The sequence below is a fragment of the Nocardia sp. NPDC004654 genome (genome assembly GCF_040609595.1).
Classification (GTDB): Bacteria; Actinomycetota; Actinomycetes; order Mycobacteriales; family Mycobacteriaceae; genus Nocardia.
This window is the reverse complement of the sequence record NZ_JBEXKI010000006.1, coordinates 107073-123446: the sequence shown is the minus strand read 5'-3', so window position 1 is coordinate 123446 and position 16374 is coordinate 107073. Positions and strand designations below refer to the sequence as shown.

9 protein-coding genes and 3 pseudogenes are annotated in these 16374 nt (G+C 68.5%); 2 read left to right on the top strand and 10 right to left on the bottom strand.

Features of this window, described 5'->3' with window-relative positions; all coding sequences use genetic code 11:
- Positions 1-15: 15 nt before the first annotated feature.
- The 6 genes and pseudogenes from ABZV58_RS20975 to ABZV58_RS20950 all read right to left on the bottom strand — a co-directional run.
- A pseudogene (locus ABZV58_RS20975) lies at positions 16-90 on the bottom strand (CGNR zinc finger domain-containing protein); the annotation flags it as partial.
- Positions 91-222: 132 nt separating this feature from the next.
- Positions 223-393 (bottom strand): annotated as a pseudogene (locus ABZV58_RS20970) (ABATE domain-containing protein); the annotation flags it as partial.
- A gap of 70 nt (positions 394-463) precedes the next feature.
- Positions 464-2257, bottom strand: coding sequence for a long-chain fatty acid--CoA ligase (locus ABZV58_RS20965; protein ID WP_355001832.1), 1794 nt, complete (start codon positions 2255-2257; stop codon positions 464-466).
- A 126-nt stretch (positions 2258-2383) separates the two neighbouring features.
- Positions 2384-3300, bottom strand: a pseudogene (locus tag ABZV58_RS20960) (alpha/beta hydrolase).
- A 5-nt stretch (positions 3301-3305) separates the two neighbouring features.
- The gene (locus ABZV58_RS20955; RefSeq protein WP_355001831.1) at positions 3306-4136 is read right to left on the bottom strand and encodes an SDR family oxidoreductase; all 831 of its coding nucleotides are present in this window, start codon (positions 4134-4136) and stop codon (positions 3306-3308) included.
- Positions 4137-4141: 5 nt separating this feature from the next.
- A complete protein-coding gene (locus ABZV58_RS20950; RefSeq protein WP_355001830.1) occupies positions 4142-5665 on the bottom strand; it encodes an NAD(P)/FAD-dependent oxidoreductase in 1524 nt (507 codons plus the stop codon).
- Between the two features lie 69 nt (positions 5666-5734).
- Here ABZV58_RS20950 and ABZV58_RS20945 point away from each other — a divergent pair, with 69 nt between their 5' ends.
- Entirely contained in the window at positions 5735-6367 is a 633-nt protein-coding gene (locus ABZV58_RS20945; RefSeq protein ID WP_355001829.1) for a TetR/AcrR family transcriptional regulator, read from the top strand.
- 74 nt (positions 6368-6441) lie between these two features.
- Here ABZV58_RS20945 and ABZV58_RS20940 read toward each other — a convergent pair whose 3' ends face one another.
- From ABZV58_RS20940 to ABZV58_RS20925, 4 genes are all read right to left on the bottom strand, one after another.
- Positions 6442-7473, bottom strand: a complete 1032-nt coding sequence (locus ABZV58_RS20940) for an NAD-dependent epimerase/dehydratase family protein (protein ID WP_355001828.1) — start codon at positions 7471-7473, stop codon at positions 6442-6444.
- Positions 7474-7980 (bottom strand): TerD family protein, encoded by a 507-nt coding sequence (locus ABZV58_RS20935; protein WP_355001827.1) that lies wholly within the window; start codon positions 7978-7980, stop codon positions 7474-7476. It abuts the gene before it with no gap.
- A gap of 271 nt (positions 7981-8251) precedes the next feature.
- On the bottom strand, positions 8252-12064 hold the full coding sequence (locus ABZV58_RS20930) for a multifunctional oxoglutarate decarboxylase/oxoglutarate dehydrogenase thiamine pyrophosphate-binding subunit/dihydrolipoyllysine-residue succinyltransferase subunit (protein WP_355001826.1): 3813 nt from the start codon (positions 12062-12064) through the stop codon (positions 8252-8254).
- A gap of 106 nt (positions 12065-12170) precedes the next feature.
- On the bottom strand, positions 12171-15935 hold the full coding sequence (locus tag ABZV58_RS20925) for an ABC transporter ATP-binding protein (RefSeq protein WP_355001825.1): 3765 nt from the start codon (positions 15933-15935) through the stop codon (positions 12171-12173).
- Between the two features lie 159 nt (positions 15936-16094).
- Between ABZV58_RS20925 and ABZV58_RS20920 the strand changes: the two genes are divergently transcribed.
- On the top strand, positions 16095-16374 hold a 280-nt coding region (locus ABZV58_RS20920; RefSeq protein ID WP_355001824.1), incomplete at its 3' end, for a hypothetical protein.

Sequence of the window (16374 nt, the reverse complement as noted above, 5' to 3'; positions counted from 1 at the left end):
GCCCGCCAGCCCCGCTTACTCCTTGTGCTTGCGGTAGTAGCGCGCCACGCGGACGCGGTTGCCGCAGCGGTCGGGGGAGCACCAGCGGCGTTTGGGGTGAGCGGGGAGGAAGAGGAGTACGCAGTCGTCGGCTTCGCAGCGCTCGAGTTCGGTGAGGGCGGAGTCGGTGAGGAGGTCGGCCGCGGCTTCGGCGAGGACCGCTGACAGGCGCGCGGCGGAGGCGGCGGCCCGGTGAGGGGTAGCGACGATCGCGGCGCCGTCCCAGTGCAGACGGCGGACGGCTGGGGCGGCGGACTGGGCGGCGGTGAGGGCGCGCAGTGCGTCGGCGGGCGGGCGGACACCATGCAGGAGCGCGTCGAGAGCGGCCGCGACGTGGTCGCGTACCTCGTGAATACGCTGCGAAACGCGAAAGGCGCTGTCCGCGAGACGAACCCGCGAACAGCGCCCTTCGGCGATCAGCCGATCAGCTGTAGATCTTCTCCACTTCGGAGGCGTACTGCTTCATCACGACGGCGCGCTTGAGCGACATCTTCGGGGTGAGCTCGCCACCCTCCTGGGTCCAGTCGACCGCGAGGATGCGGATCTTCTTGATCTGCTCGGCGTGCGAGACCTTCTTGTTGGTCTCGGCGATCGCGGCGTCGATCTCGGCGACCAGCTCGACGTTCTCGATGAGCTTCTCGATCGCGGTGTCGGCGGGCAGCCCGTGCCTTTCCTTCCAGCCGGGCAGCGCCTCCGGGTCGAGGGTGATCAGCGCGCCGATGAACGGCTGGCCGTCGCCGACCACCATCACCTGGCTGATCAGCGGATGCGCCCGCAGCGAGTCCTCGAGCAGCGCGGGGGAGACGTTCTTGCCGCCCGCGGTGACGATGATTTCCTTCTTGCGGCCGGTAATGGTCACGAAGCCGTCGGCGTCGATGGCGCCGAGATCACCGGTCTTGAACCAGCCGTCCTCGAAGGCTTCCTCGGAGGCCTCGGCGTTGCCCCAGTAGCCGCCGAACACCACGGAGCCGCGCAGCAGCAGCTCGCCGTCCTCGGCGATCTTCGCCGCGTGACCCTCGACCGGACGGCCGACGGAGCCGACCCGGATGTGCTCGGGGGTGTTCACGGTGATGGCGGCCGTGGTCTCGGTGAGGCCGTAGCCCTCGTAGATGGTCACGCCGACGCCGCGGAAGAAGTGGCCGAGGCGCGCGCCCAGCGGGCCGCCGCCGGAGACAGCCGCCTCGCACTGCCCGCCGAGGGCCGCGCGCAGCTTGCTGTAGACCAGCTTGTCGAACACCGCGTGCTTGAGCTTGAGCACGAGGCCAGGGCCGCCGTTGTCCAGCGCTTCGCTGTAGGCGATGGCGGTGTCCGCGGCGGCGTCGAAGATCTTGCCCTTGCCGCCGTCGTGCGCCTTCTGCTTGGAGGCGTTGAACACCTTCTCGAACACGCGCGGCACCGAGAGGATGAAGTGCGGCCGGTAGCTGCCGAACTGGTCGACCAGGGTGGACCAGTCGGAGGTGTGCGCGACGATCACCTTGGCGTCGAAGGCCGTCAGCGCCACCGCGCGCGCGAACACGTGCGCGAGCGGCAGGAACATCAGGGTCTTCCTGCCCTCGATGATGTACTGCTTCAGCGCGATCCGGTCGGACTTGGACTCCGCGTAGAGGTTCGCGTGGGTGAGCATGACGCCCTTGGGGCGGCCCGTGGTGCCCGAGGTGTAGATCAGGGTGGCGGGCGAGGCCGCGCCGACCTGCGCGCGGCGGTCGTGCACGGCTTGGTCGTCCAGCTCGGCGCCGCGGGCGATCAGCTCGTCGACGGCGCCCTTCTCGATCTGCAGGGTTTCCTTCAGATCGGGCAGCGAGCCCGCCTCGATCTCGTCGATGGTGGCGCGGTGCTTGTCGTTGTCGACGACGAGCAGCTTGGTCGCCGAGTCCTGCAGGATCCACTTGGCCTGCTCGGCGGCGGAGCTGTCGTAGATCGCGACGGTGCAGCCGCCCGCGGCCCAGATGGCGAAGTCGAGTACGGCCCACTCGTAACGCGTGGGGGCCATGATGGCGACGCGGTCGCCGAGTTCGATGCCGGAGGCGATGATGCCCTTGGCCACGCCGGTGACAGTTTTGGCGAACTCCGCCGCCGTGACGTCGCGCCACCCGCCGCTGCCATTCGGCACGTTGAACAGCACCGCGTTCGGCGACTGCTCGGCGTGGCGGAAGACGTTGTCGGAATTGTTCGCGTCATCCGGAATGGTGTAGGAAGCCGGGACTTCGAACTCTCGCATCAGTGCCCTTCCACGTGGGTTTACTCGCCAGTAATCTACGACACCTTGTGCCGGGCTGTGTCATCGACCACCGAAAATCTCGCTGCTCGGTAATCGGTCGACACTTCCAGGACTCCTTTTGTCGTCTTATCCTAGGTCGCTGGCCGACACCGGTTGGACGGCATCGCGCAGGAAATCGGATAGTTCGCGCAGCGCGACGGCGGCGGGCCGGAACAGCCCGGCCTGCAGTTGCGCGACGTGCCATAGCCCGCGGCTCTCGGTGAACCGCACGTGCACGCCCGCGCCGCGCAGCGCCGCGACCAGCGCGACGCACTGCGCGTGCAGCAGCTCGCTGACGTCGACCTGCACGTAGGTCGGCGGCAGCCCGTGCAGCACTCCGCGCAGCGGCGCGTAGCGGGGATCGTTCCCGTCGCCGTCGCCGAGGTAGGCGGCGGCGCAGGCGCGCGACCACGCCTTGTTGATCACCGTGTCGCCGTCGCGATCGGGGATCTCGTTGGGGTCGGTCCACGGCGCATCAGGCCGAGCGCGGCGGGTGTCATCCCGTGCTCGGCGATCAGCCGCTGCGCGGTGGCCATGCTCAAGCCGCCGCCCGCCGAATCGCCCGCGAGGGCGATCTGATCGGGCCGGAAATTCTTCTCCGACACCAGCTCCAGGAACGCGGCGACCGCGTCGTCCAGGCCCGTGGGGAACGGGTGTTCCGGCGCCATCCGGTAGTCGATGACGTACACCGCGCTTCCGGTGTCGCGGGCCAGCCGCGCCGCCAGCGAGCGATGGGTGGCCATCGAGCCGACCGCGTAACCACCGCCGTGCAGGTAGAGCACGGCGGTGGTCGGGCTGGTCGAGTCGGCGATGTGCAGTTCGGCCGGACGAGCGCCGAGCCGGGTCTTGCGCACCGTGACGCCCGAGGGCATCAATTGCAGTGGCGCACCGAGATCCATCAGCGTGCGCTGCACCGTGAACGGCAGCCGAGCGTTCAGCATCATCCGGAAGACCGGCTTCAGCAGCACGCGGCCGACGGGCAGCGGAATGTCGAACTCTCGCATGGTCGTCAGGGCAGGAAGGGCCGGTTCACCGCGGCGGCGATGCGCTGGTAGCCGGAGGCCGTGACGCGCACGAACATATCGAGCAGCTTCGCCTCCCAGCCGATCAGCACTCGGCCGTGGCCCTTGCGCACGCCCTCGGTGATGGTCTGCGCGGCCATCGCCGGGGTGTGGATGGCCAGCTTCTTGTCGAACATGGACGCGGCGTTCTTGCTGTCGATGCCCTCGGCGTAGGTGGCGTTGCGGGCCACGGCGGTCTTGATGCCGCCCGGGTGCACGCAGGTCACCCGCACCGGATGCCTGGCGACGAGCATCTCCTGGCGTAGCGACTCGGTGAAGCCGCGCACCGCGAATTTGGCCGAGTTGTAAGCGCTTTGGCCGGGCACGGCGATCAGGCCGAACAGGCTGGACACGTTGATCACGTGCCCGTCGCCGGACTCGATGAGCATCGGCAGGAACGCCTTTGTTCCGTTGACGACACCCCAGAAGTCGACGTCCATGATCCGCTCGATGTCCTTGAACTCCGAGCGGAGGACCTCGCCGTGGAAGGCGATGCCCGCGTTGTTGTAGACCTGGTGCACCACGCCGAAGTGCTCCTGCACGGCGTCGGCGTAGAGCAGCACCGCCTCGCGCTCGGCCACGTTGAGCCGATCCGACTTGACCTTGGCTCCGAGCTGTTCGCAGCGGCGAACGGTCTCGGCGAGGCCGTCGGTGTCGATGTCGGAGAGCGCGAGCTTGGCGCCGCGCTTGGCCAGGTTCTCGGCCAGCGCGCGGCCGATGCCGGAGCCGGCTCCGGTGATGACACAGACCTTGTTCTGGAAGTAAGCATCGTTGCTCACTGGTTTCACACTGCTTTCAGATCGGCGGGCGCGGTTGTCGTCGCGTAGGCCGAGACATCGAAATGCTTTGTCAGCCTACGGAATTGGAAGGTGAAGTCGGGCCACAGCGTCGTATTGTTGCCGTGCTTGTCCAGGTACCAGCTCGCGCAGCCGCCGGTGTTCCACACCGTCTTGCTCAGCTTGGCCTGCAGGTCCTTGTTGTAGGCGTCCTGCACTTCGCGGCGCACTTCGACGGTGCGCAGACCCAGGCGATCGACGGTGGCGAGCGCGTCGGCGATGTAGTTGATCTGGGATTCGATCATGTACACCATCGAGGTGTGGCCGAGGCCGACGTTCGGGCCGAGCAGGAAGAACATGTTGGGGAAGTTGGCGATCGTCGAGCCCTTGTAGCCCTGCTGGCCGATCTCGTCGAAGACCTCGCTCAGCGTCCGGCCGTCCTTGCCGGTGATGGTCTCGTAGGTCGGCGAGTCGGTGACATGGAAGCCGGTGGCCACGATCAGCGCGTCGATCTCTCGCTCGGTGCCGTCCTTGGTGACGATCGAGCCCGCGCGGACCTCGCGGATGCCGTCGGTGACCACGTCGACGTTGTCGCGGCTCAGCGCGGGGTAGTACTCGTTGGAGATCAGCATCCGCTTGCAGCCGATGCGGAAGTCCGGCGTGACCTTCTTGCGCAGCTCGGGGTCACGGATCTCGTACTGCAACTTCGCCTTCGCGAGCAGCTGGAAGCCCTGCATCAGCGCGGGGAATTTGGCGAGGCCGACGACCTGGGTCTCGCGGGCGGCGTAGATGGCCGCGCGGGAGAGCCGCTGCACGCCGGGCAGATACTTGAACGCCAGCCGCTCGGCCTTCAGGTACGGCCGGTCCATGCGGGGCAGCAGCCACGGCGCGGTCCGCTGGTAGACGTCCAGCGAGGCGACCCGCGGCGCGATCGAGGGCACGATCTGGATCGCCGAGGCGCCGGTGCCGATGATCGCGACCCGCTTGCCGGTCAGGTCGGCGTCGTGGTTCCAGCGGGCCGAGTGGAAGATCTCGCCCTCGAAGGTGTTGATGCCCTTGATGTCGGGCAGGTTCGGCTCACAGAGCGCGCCGACCGCGGAGACGACGGTGTCGGCGGTGAAATCGCCTTTGCTGGAGGTGATTTCCCACTGCGCGGTGTCGTCGTTCCAGCGGGCGCCGGTCACGTCGCAGTCGAAGATGTGCTTGTCGAGGACGCTGTGCTTCTTCGCGACGCCCTGGATGTAGGACTGGATCTCGCCCTGCCGGGAGAACGAGCGCGACCAATTCGGATTGAGTGCGAAGGAATACGAGTACAGGTGCGAGGGGACGTCGCACGCGGCGCCGGGGTAGGTGTTGTCCCGCCAGGTGCCGCCCACATCGCTGCCGCGCTCCAGGACCAGGTAATCGTTGCGGCCCTGCTGGCTCAGCCGGATGGCGAGACCCAGACCGGCGAAACCGCTGCCGATGATGATCGTCTTGGCGTGGCGGACGGACCGGTCGCCGACAGCTTTGTCTGTAACCTTGCGACTCATGTAAGTGAGACTACGAGCTTATTGAGCGTGAGTCAACAGTAATTGAATTCCGTTCAGTAGCATGAGTCCGTGAGCAAGAGCCACGGCGAGAACGGCAAGCGGACCCGGCTGAGTCCGGACGAACGCCGTCAACAGCTACTCGCGCTGGGCGCCACGATGCTCGGCGAGCGCACCATCGAGGAACTCTCGGTCAGCGAGATCGCGGCCCAGGCGGGGATCTCGCGCGGTCTGCTGTTCCACTATTTCCCCACCAAGCAGGACTTTCAGCGCGAGGTCGTCCGGCACGCGAACGCCGAACTGCTCGAGCGGGTGGCGCCGGACCGGTCGCTGAGCATCTTCGACATGCTGCGCGATTCGATCGAGCGCTACGTCGACTACGTCAGCGAGAACCGCACGTCCTACCTCGCGCTGTTGCGCGGCCCGACCAGCGTCAGCCCCGACCTGGTCCCGCTGGTCGACCAGACCCGTGACGCCATCATCGGCATCATCCTCGCCGAGGCGCCGACCCCCATCGACCCCGCCGACCACCCGCGCCTGATGCTCGGCATGCGCGGATGGATCGCGTTCGTCGAGGAAACCACCCTCACCTGGTTGCGCACGGAGCCGATCAGCCGCGAGGAACTCGTCGAACTCCTGGTGGAATCGCTGCTCACCTTGGCGCTCGCGTTGAGCCCGGAGCTGGCCTCCGCGCTCCGAGGCTGAGCGGACTCGGGTTCGCCACGCTGCGCTACGGGTGTGCTCGAGGAGCCGAACCGGTCGGTGGCGCGTGCGATCGGCTAAGTCGGGCGCTCGCGGTTCTCGCGGGCAGCGATTTCGTCGTCGGTGAGGAAGGGGTTGTGGTCCATGGCCGCGAGCTGATCGAGCGCTGAACGCTGGCGAGCCGGATCGACGTCGTGCGCTGGGTGATCGTCGGGTCGATCGGCCCACATCTCGCGCACGATCGCATCGATATCCCAGGTCGGTCGCCAGCCGAGTTCCCTTGCGGCGCGGGAGTTGTCGGCGATCAAGGTGGGAGGTTCCTGGGCGGCGGGGTGGTGGTCGACCGGGATGGGGCGGCCGGTCAGGCGGGAGGTGAGGTCGATCAGGTCGTTGATGCTGGTGCCGGTTCCGCTGCCGATGTTGTAGCGGTGGCAGGCGCCCGGGGCGGGGAGGTGGGCGAGGGCGGCGGTGAAGGCGCGGGCGGCGTCCTCGATGTGGAGGTAGTCGCGGGTCGCGGTGCCGTCGCCGTTGACCGGGAGGCGGGCGCCGGTCCCGGCCGCGACGGCTCGCAGGCGGGGAAGCAGGCGGGTGGGGTCGGTGTCGGCGCCGCCGACAATGTTGGACATGCGCAGGACTATCGCGGCGAGGCGGCCGGTCGCGGCCTGGGCGGCGATGGCGGATTCGGCCGCCTGCTTGCTCGCGGCGTACGGGTGGGGCGGTGCGTCGGGGAGGTCTTCGGTCATCGGCTGGATATCGGTGGCGTAGATCGCGACGGTCGACGCGAACACCAGTTTCTCGACGCCCGCCCGTGCCATCGCGTCGAGCAGCGCCACGGTGCCGCCGACGTTGACTTGGAAGTACGGCAGCGGGTCGGCGACCGATTCCCTGGCGCGGGTGAGTCCGGCCAGGTGACAGACGACATCGACATCCCGCACGGCCGCCGTAAGCCGTTCCGGCTCACGAAGATCGGCGAACCGGATCGGCAATCCTTTTGGGAGACGGTCTTGTTCGCGATGCGCCAGTCCGACGACCTGGTGTCCGTCGCGTGGCAACCACCCGGCGACGGCGCTGCCGAGGTAGCCGTTGGCGCCCGTGACGAGGATTCGCATTCAGACGAGGAACGGGGCGAGTTGTGGCACCGCCTCGACCGGATGCTCGGCCTGGATCTCCTCGTCGATCGAGCGGAACTCCCAACCCTGTTGGAAACGAACGAGTTTGCCCGCGAGGAAGCCGGTGTGCGCGTGCAGCTTGCTGAGGTTGTAGCGGGCGATCTCGGTCTCGGTCATGCCGTCGATCACCCGGCAGTAGGCGTTGTCGATCTGCTCGAAGGTCTGGCCGGTGTAGCAGGTCACCAGGAGGATCACGGTGTTCACCTGCGGCGCGATCCTGGTCAGGTCCATCGTGATCAGCTCGTCGTCGCCGTCCCCCTCGCCGTTCGTGCTGTCGCCGAGATGGCGGACCGACCCGTCCTGCGACATCAGCTGCTCGTGATACACCACATCGAGGATCGCGTCGTTCGCGAACAGCAATGCCGCCGCGTTCAAATCGATCTCCGCCGGTTTCCCGGGCAGCCACCGCCGCTTGGCCGCCGCGTCCCAGCCGATACCCATCGTCACGAGGGCCAGGGAACCCCCACCCGCATCGGGAACCACGCTCCACCAATCCCTTCCGTCACGCGACGCGCGCAACGCCCCCACCCTATGAGCCGCGACCCCGTCCCGTCGGCACATCCACCCGCGTCGCCCCGCAATTTCCTATCGAGCCGAGAGAAATGATTCCCGCACCCCCGCCAGCGAAGCCGCGCCCAGCACCCGGAAACGGCGAACGCCGGGCCGAAACCAACTGGGAACCAGTGGTTTCGCGCCCGGCGTTCGAGGCAGCTGGGGGTTAGCTGGTGGGCAGGAACGCCTCCGCGACGATCTCCGCCTGCTCGACGGCGTGCACCTTCGACGAACCCGAGGACGGGGCCGACATGGCGCGGCGGGAGATGCGACGGAGTTTGCCGAGGCGCTCGGGGAGCAGCTCGGGGAGGTTGAGGCCGAAGAAGGGCCAGGCGCCCTGGTTGGCCGGTTCCTCCTGCACCCACGCGATGTCGGTCGCGTTCGGGTACCCCTCGAGGGCTTCGTTCAGGCGGAACTTGGGCAGCGGGTAGAGCTGCTCGATCCGCACGATGGCGATGTCCTCGCGCTTCTGCTTGGTCTTCTCGGCGACCAGCTCGTAGTAGAGCTTGCCGCTGGTCATCAGCACGCGCTTCACCTTGCCGCGGTCGCCGATGCCCTGCTCGTAGGTGGGCTCGTCGAACACGGAGTGGAACTTGGACTCGGTGAAGTCCTTGAGATCCGACACCACGGCCTTGTTGCGCAGCATCGACTTCGGGGTGAAGACGATCAGCGGACGACGGATGCCGTCGTGCGCGTGGCGGCGCAGCAGGTGGAAGTAGTTCGCCGGGGTGGACGGCACCGCGACGGTCATCGAGCCCTCGGCGCACAACTGCAGGAAGCGCTCGATGCGGCCGGAGGTGTGGTCCGGACCCTGACCCTCGTGGCCGTGCGGCAGCAGCAGCACCACGTCGGAGAGCTGGCCCCACTTGGCCTCGCCGGAGGAGATGAACTCGTCGATGATGGACTGCGCGCCGTTGACGAAGTCACCGAACTGCGCCTCCCAGAGCACCAACGCGTTCGGGTTGCCCAGCGAGTAGCCGTATTCGAAACCGACGGCGGCGAATTCGCTCAGCGCCGAGTCGTGCACCGCGAACCAACCCGGGTTCTCGCTGCCGATGTTGTGCAGCGGGGTGTACTCGTCGGCGGTCTTGCGGTCGATGATCACCGCGTGCCGCTGGGTGAAGGTGCCGCGGCGGGAGTCCTGACCGGTCAGGCGCACGGCGCGGCCCTCGTCGATCAGCGTGCCGAAGGCCATCAGCTCGGCGAAGGCCCAGTCGACCTTGCCCTCGTAGGCCATCTCGCGGCGCTTCTCCAGCACCGGCTTGACGCGCGGGTGCACGTTGAAGCCGTCGGGCACGTTGAGGAAGGCGTCGCCGATGCGCTGCAGCACGGCCTTGTCGACCGCGGTCTGCACGGTCGCGGGCACCTTCTGGTCGTCCTCGACCGACTCGCTCGGCCCCGGCGGGAACTTCTCCAGTTCGCGGACCTCGTTGAACACGCGCTCCAGCTGGCCCTGGTAGTCGCGCAGCGCGTCCTCGGCCTCTTTCATGGAGATGTCGCCACGGCCGATCAGGCTCTCGGTGTAGCTCTTGCGCACCGAGCGCTTGGTGTCGATGACGTCGTACATGTACGGCTGGGTCATCGACGGGTCGTCGCCCTCGTTGTGGCCGCGACGGCGGTAGCAGATCAGGTCGATGACCACGTCCTTGCGGAACTTCTGGCGGAAGTCGACCGCGAGACGCGCCACCCAGTCGCAAGCCTCCGGGTCGTCGCCGTTCACGTGGAAGATCGGCGCGCCGATGAACTTGGCGATGTCGGTGGAGTACTCGGTGGAGCGGCTGTTCTCCGGTGCCGTGGTGAAGCCGATCTGGTTGTTCACCACGATGTGGATGGTGCCGCCGACCCGGTAGCCGCGCAGACCCGAGAGGTTCAGCGTCTCGGCGACCACGCCCTGGCCCGCGAACGCGGCGTCACCGTGCAGCATCAGCGGCATGACGGAGAAGCCCTCGGGGCCGTCGCCCTTGTCCAGCAGGTCCTGCTTGGCGCGGACCAGACCCTCGAGCACCGGGTCGACCGCCTCCAGGTGCGAGGGGTTGGCGGTCAGCGAGACCTCGATCTCGTTGTCGCCGAACATCTGCAGGTAGGTGCCGCGCGCGCCGAGGTGGTACTTCACGTCACCGGAGCCGTGCGTGGCCGCCGGGTTCATGTTGCCCTCGAACTCGGTGAAGATCTTCGAGTACGGCTTGCCGACGATGTTGGCGAGCACGTTCAGGCGGCCGCGGTGCGGCATGCCGATGACGACCTCGTCGAGCGAGTGCTCGGCGCACTGGTCGATGGTGGCGTCCATCATCGGGATGACCGCCTCGGCGCCCTCCAGCGAGAAGCGCTTCTGGCCGACGTACTTGGTCTGCAGGAAGGTCTCGAAGGCCTCCGCCGCGTTCAGCCGGTTCAGGATGTACTTCTGCTGGGCGACGGTCGGCTTGACGTGCTTCTGCTCGACGCGCTCCTGGATCCACTGCAGCTGGTCGGTCTCCAGGATGTGCATGTACTCCACGCCGACGTGGCGGCAGTACGCGTCGCGCAGCACCGAGAGCACGTCGCGCAGCTTCATCCGCTCCTGACCGTGGAAGCCCGCGACGTTGAACTCGCGGTCCAGGTCCCACAGGGTGAGGCCGTGCTGGGTGACGTCCAGGTCCGGGTGGCTGCGGAACTTGTCCTTGATCAGGCGCAGCGGGTCGGTGTCGGCCATGAGGTGGCCGCGGTTGCGGTAGGCGGCGATCAGCTCGAGCACGCGCGAGCTCTTGTCGACGCCGCGCTCCTTCATGTCCTTGCGCCAGCGCACCGGCTCGTACGGCACGCCGAGGCCGTGGAAGATCTCGTCGTAGAACTCGTCGGAGATCAGCAGCTGGTGGATGGTGCGCAGGAAATCACCGGACTCCGCGCCCTGGATGATGCGGTGGTCGTAGGTGGAGGTCAGCGTCATCAGTTTGCCGACGCCCAGGTCCGCGATGCGCTCGTCGCTCATGCCCTGGAACTCGGCCGGGTACTCCATGGCGCCCGCGCCGATGATCGCGCCCTGACCGTTCATCAGGCGGGGCACCGAGTGCACGGTGCCGATGGTGCCCGGGTTGGTCAGCGAGATGGTGACGCCGGAGAAGTCCTCGGCGGTCAGCTTGCCGTCGCGGGCGCGCCGGACGATGTCCTCGTAGGCGGTGTGGAACTGACCGAAGGTCATTTCCTCGGTGCCCTTGATGGCCGCCACGACCAGCGAGCGGTTGCCGTCCTTGCCGGGGAGGTCGATGGCGAGGCCGAGGTTGGTGTGCGCGGGGGTGACCGCGTTCGGCTTGCCGTCGATCTCGGCGAAGTGCCGGTTCATGTTCGGGAACGACTTCACCGCCTGCACGATGGCGTAGCCGAGCAGGTGGGTGAAGGAGATCTTGCCGCCGCGCGTGCGAGCGAGGTGGTTGTTGATGACCAGACGGTTGTCGATCATCAGCTTGGCCGGAATGGCGCGGACCGAGGTCGCGGTCGGGATGGCCAGCGACGCCGACATGTTCTTCGCGACGGCGGCCGCGGCGCCGCGTAGCACCTTCGCCTCGTCGGCGGCCTCGGTGGGCTTCGGCCCGCCGGAGGTCGGCGCGGCGTTGGAGATCGGCGCCGGGGTGGTCTGGGGGGCGCGCGCGGCGGTGGCCTTCGCGGCGGGCGCGGGCTTCGCGGCGGGAGCCGGAGCGGGCGCGGGCTTGGCGGCGGCCGGAGCGGGCTTCGCGGCCGGGGCGGGCGCCGGGGCGGAGTTCTTGGTCGGCGCGGCGGTCTGGGTGCGCGCAGCGGTCTGGGTCGGCGCAGTGTTCTGAGTCGGCGCAGTGGGCTGCGAGTTCGTGGCGTCGCCGCTCGCTTCGGGGGTGTAGTCGGCCAGGAACTCGTGCCAACTCTCATCGACGGATGATGGATCTTGCTTGTACTTCTGATACATCTCGTCGACTAGCCACTGGTTCTGTCCGAACTGGGAAGTTGAGCTGCTCACAGCAGGTGTTCGCCTCATTTCGTTCTTCGCGCTGCGACGTTTGTGACGTGCCCGGCATGGGGATCAGCGGATGCGCGCCGATGGACCCTCTGTCGAGGATATGCCCAGCGGCAAATCGACGAAGCTACCCACCACCGGACAGACCCAAACTCTTCTGTGCAGACTCGTCCGGGTCCGAGAATATTCCTCCCGTTTCGCGGGCCGCCGCCCAGAGGCGGGTATAGGTTCCGCCCGCCGCGACCAGGTCGGCGTGCGTCCCGAATTCCGTGATCCGGCCCCGCTCGACGACCGCGATCCGATCGGCTCGCGCGGCCGTGCCGAGCCGGTGCGCGACGACGACCGTGGTGCGCCCTCGGGCCAGCGATCTGCTCGCTACCAGCACCGACGACTCGGTTTCCGGATCGAGCGTCGCGGTGGCCTCGTCCAGCAGCAACAGGTCCGGACGGACCAGTTCGGCCCGGGCGAGGGCGATCAACTGACGTTGTCCGGCGGACAGTCCGCGCCCGCGTTCGCCGACCGGTTGCCGCAGTCCGAGGGGTAGCGCCGCGATCATGTCGGTCGCACCGACCGCTGCCGCCGCGTCGCGGATCTGTTCCGGGGTTGCGGATGGTTGTCCGAATGCAATGTTGCTGGCGACGTCGCCGGTGAAGAGGTGAGCTTCTTGGGGGACGATGCCGAGCCGGGAACGGTAATCGGCGAGGCGGTAATCGCGGAGGTCGACGTCGTCGACGACGATCGCGCCGGTGCTTGTCGCTGTGCCGGACGCATCCGCGTCGGACTTCGCGCGGATGGTCCCGGCATCGCGTTGTTCGGTGTCCGCCTCGTCGGTGACAGCGGCGACGCCGGACGACCGCGGCAGGTCGTAGAGGCGGGCGAGCAGCTTGACGATCGTCGATTTGCCCGCGCCCGTCGGCCCGACCAGCGCCAGCGTGGACCCGGCCGGAATGCGCAGCTCGACATCGTCCAGTGCCGGAGTCTCGGTTCCGGGATAGCGGAAACGCACGTGATCGAGCGCCACCTCGCCGCGCAGACCGTCGGCGATCGCCACCGCGTCCGGCGGATCCGCGGCGATCGAGGACCGCGTGCGCAGTAGCTCGCCGATGCGGCGCAGCCCGACCCTGGCCTGCTGGTAGCCGTCGAAGACTTGAGACAGCTGCAGGATCGGACCGAACAGCAGCTGGAGATACAGAACGAAAGCGACCAGCGTGCCCGCGCTGGTCGCGCCGACGGCGACCTCGCGTGCGCCGACGAACACCACCGCGGCCAGCGCCAGGTCGGCCCAGGCGATGACGAAGGCGAAGTACAGCGCGATCGCTCGCTGCGCCCGCATCCTGGAGTTGCGGTAGCGCTCGGAGTATTCGGCGAACCGCCGCGCCGCGCGCGGTTCGTGCCGGTTGGCCTGCACCGCGCGCAGGCCGGTGACGTTCTCCTGAAAATCGGCGTTCACCGTCGACACGCGTTCCCGCGACACCGTGTAGGCGGTCGAGGAGAAGCGCCGGAAGATCACCGTCGCCACGATCAGCGGCGGCAGGGCGAGCAGCGCGACCACGGCCAGGGAGAGATCGATGACCAGCAGCGCCACCGCGATGCCGAACAAGGTGAGCACGCCGATGAGGGTGGTCGCCACGCCGGTCTGCAGGAAGCTCGACAGCGCGTCGACGTCGGTGGTCATCCTGGTCATGATCCGGCCGGACAGTTCCCGCTCGTAGTAGTCCAGCCCGAGTCGTTGCAGATGCGCGTAACTGCGCACGCGCAGGCCGTAGAGGACGCGTTCGCCGGTGCGCGCGGTGAGCACGATGGTCGCCGCGCCGACCGCGAAGCCCGCCGCGACCAGCCCGCCGCCGAGCACCGCCGCCAGCACGAGCGCGTCGGATTGTCCGGCGCTGACACCCGTATCGATGGCGTAGCGCACCAGCGCCGGGAAGGCCACGCCGACGAGCGCGTCGAGCGCGAGCAGGCTCACCACCGTCAGCACCAGCCAGCGCACCGGGCGCATCAGCCGCGTCAAGCGGAAGCCCGGGTCGGGTTCGCGCAGCGCGCGGTCGTCGAGGCCGGGTTCCTCGGTGGCGGGCGGGAGTTCCTCGATGGTCCGGCGCAGTTCGGGTGTCTCGGCAAGGTCCGCGGCCGCCGCGCCGAAGCCGCCCGCCCGCCCGGTGGCGCGCGGTGTTCTCGTCGGCTCCTCGGGTTCGATCGTCGCGGGGGTCGGCCGGTGAGCGGGCGCGGGCAGGCGGATGACCCGGTCGGCGTGGGCGAGCGTCGACTCGCGGTGCGCCAGGATGATCGTGGTGCGGCCGCCGCGGTCGGGCAGGGTGTCGAAGATGGCGGCCTCGGTGACCGCGTCCACGGCGGAGGTGGCGTCGTCCAGCACCAGGATGCGCGGGCGGGCCAGCAGCACCCTGGCCAGCGCGATGCGCTGCCGCTGGCCGCCGGAGAGGGTGAGCCCGCGCTCGCCGACGACGGTGTCGTATCCGTCGGGCAGTTCGCCGATGAAGTCGTCGGCGGCGGCCAGCTTGGCGGCCTGCCTGATCTCCGCGTCGGTGGCGCTCGGGCTGCCGAGGGCGATGTTCGCGGCGATGGTGTCGGAGAACAGGAACGGATCGTCGAACACCACGCCGACGGCGGCGCGCAGGTCGGCGGCGGCCACGTCGGCGATGTCGACCGGTTTCCCGGCGTCGGGGCCGTCGCCGAAGAGCCGGATGTGCCCGGCGTCGGGCGCGTAGAAGCGCGGCAGCAGCAGCGAGAGCGTCGTCTTGCCCGACCCGGCGGGTCCGATGATCGCGACCGTCTCGCCGGGGCGCACGGTGAGGTCGAGATCGCGCAGGATCGGCAGGTCCGGATCGAATCCGAAAGTGAGCGAATCCATCTCGATCCCGAGCGGGCCGTCCGGCAGCGCGGCGGGTACGGGCGGATCGGCGATCACCGGCGCGGAGTCGATGACCTGGAAGACGCGCTCGGCGGCGGCGCGGGTCAGCTGCGCCAGGATCACCACCGAGGACATGGCGCGGGTCGCCGAGGTCATGGTCGCCACGTAGGCGGCGAAGGCGAGGAAGGTGCCGAGCCCGATGGAGCCGTGCAGCGCCAGCCAGCCCCCGAACGCGATCACCCCGACAAGTCCGGCCTGCGGTATCGCCGCGACCACCGGCGCGAAGCGGGCGTCCACCCAGGCCGCGCGCATGCGTTCGGCGTAGAGCTTGCGCCCGTGCCCTTCCAGCACATCGACCATCCGGGCCTCCTGCCCGAAGCCCTTCACCACCCGCACGCCGGTGACCGTCTCCTCGACGTGCTGAGCCAGATCGGCGGCCCGCTGCTGGGCCGACCAGGTCGCCGCGAAAAGGCGCGGGCGCATCCGATAGACCACGGCGGCGATGCCGGGCACCACCAGCAGCGCGACCACCGCCAGCGGCGGCGAGAGCCACAGCATCACCCCGGCCGCGAGCAAGAACTGCAACAGCGCCATCCCGGAGAGCGGCACCATCGCCAGCAGGCCCTGCACCAGCTGCAGATCCGTGATCGAACGGGAGACCACCTGACCGGTGCGGAGCGCGTCCTGACCCGCGCCGTCCAGTCGCTGCAGCGATCCGAGCAACCGCACCCGAAGGCCGTGCTGGACGTCGAGCGAGAGACGGCCCGCGAGCAGTCGCCTGCCGAACGCCGCGGCGAACCGCCCGGCGGCGAGCAGCGCGAGCAGTGCCGCGATCACGCCGATCACCTCGGTGTCGCCGACACCGGCCGCGTCGACCGCGCGCTTGGTGAGCAGCGGCGCGGCCACCTCCACCAGCGCGCCCGCCAGGACCGCCGCCGCGACACCCGCGATGGTGCCGGGATGCGACCGGCTCTCGGCCCACAGCCGACGTATCCAGCCCCGCCCCGCCGTGCTCTGCTCAGTCAATTGCGCTGTTCACCGTCCTGTTCTCGAACTCCCCCGGACGCCTGCGTGTGCAGGCGGTACTTCTTACGAAGGTAACGACGCGCGGCGACACACCGCTTGTTCCCGGAGTCTGCCCACCGGTCTTGGCGTGTCCTCGAGCGCGGATCTAATCTCGCCGCTATGACATCGCAGGGGGATTTCACACGACGCTTTCACCAGCTCAGGCACGACGTCGATGACGTCTACGAACAGGTCGGCGAACTGCAACGCCAGGTACACGAGGGATTCCGCAAGGTCGACGAGCGCTTCGGCAAGATCGATATGCGGCTCGACGGGATGGATTCGCGGTTCGATGGGATCGATTCGCGGCTCGACGGGATGGATTCGCGGTTCGATGGGATCGATTCGCGGCTCGACGGGATGGATTCGCGGTTCGACGGGATCGATTCGCGGCTCGACG

Coding starts and splice junctions, on each gene's coding strand:
- ABZV58_RS20940 (WP_355001828.1), bottom strand. CDS start 7,473: ATGCGAATCCTCGTCACGGGCGCCAACGGCTACCTCGGCAGCGCCGTC.
- ABZV58_RS20950 (WP_355001830.1), bottom strand. CDS start 5,665: ATGAGTCGCAAGGTTACAGACAAAGCTGTCGGCGACCGGTCCGTCCGC.
- ABZV58_RS20965 (WP_355001832.1), bottom strand. CDS start 2,257: ATGCGAGAGTTCGAAGTCCCGGCTTCCTACACCATTCCGGATGACGCG.
- ABZV58_RS20930 (WP_355001826.1), bottom strand. CDS start 12,064: ATGAGGCGAACACCTGCTGTGAGCAGCTCAACTTCCCAGTTCGGACAG.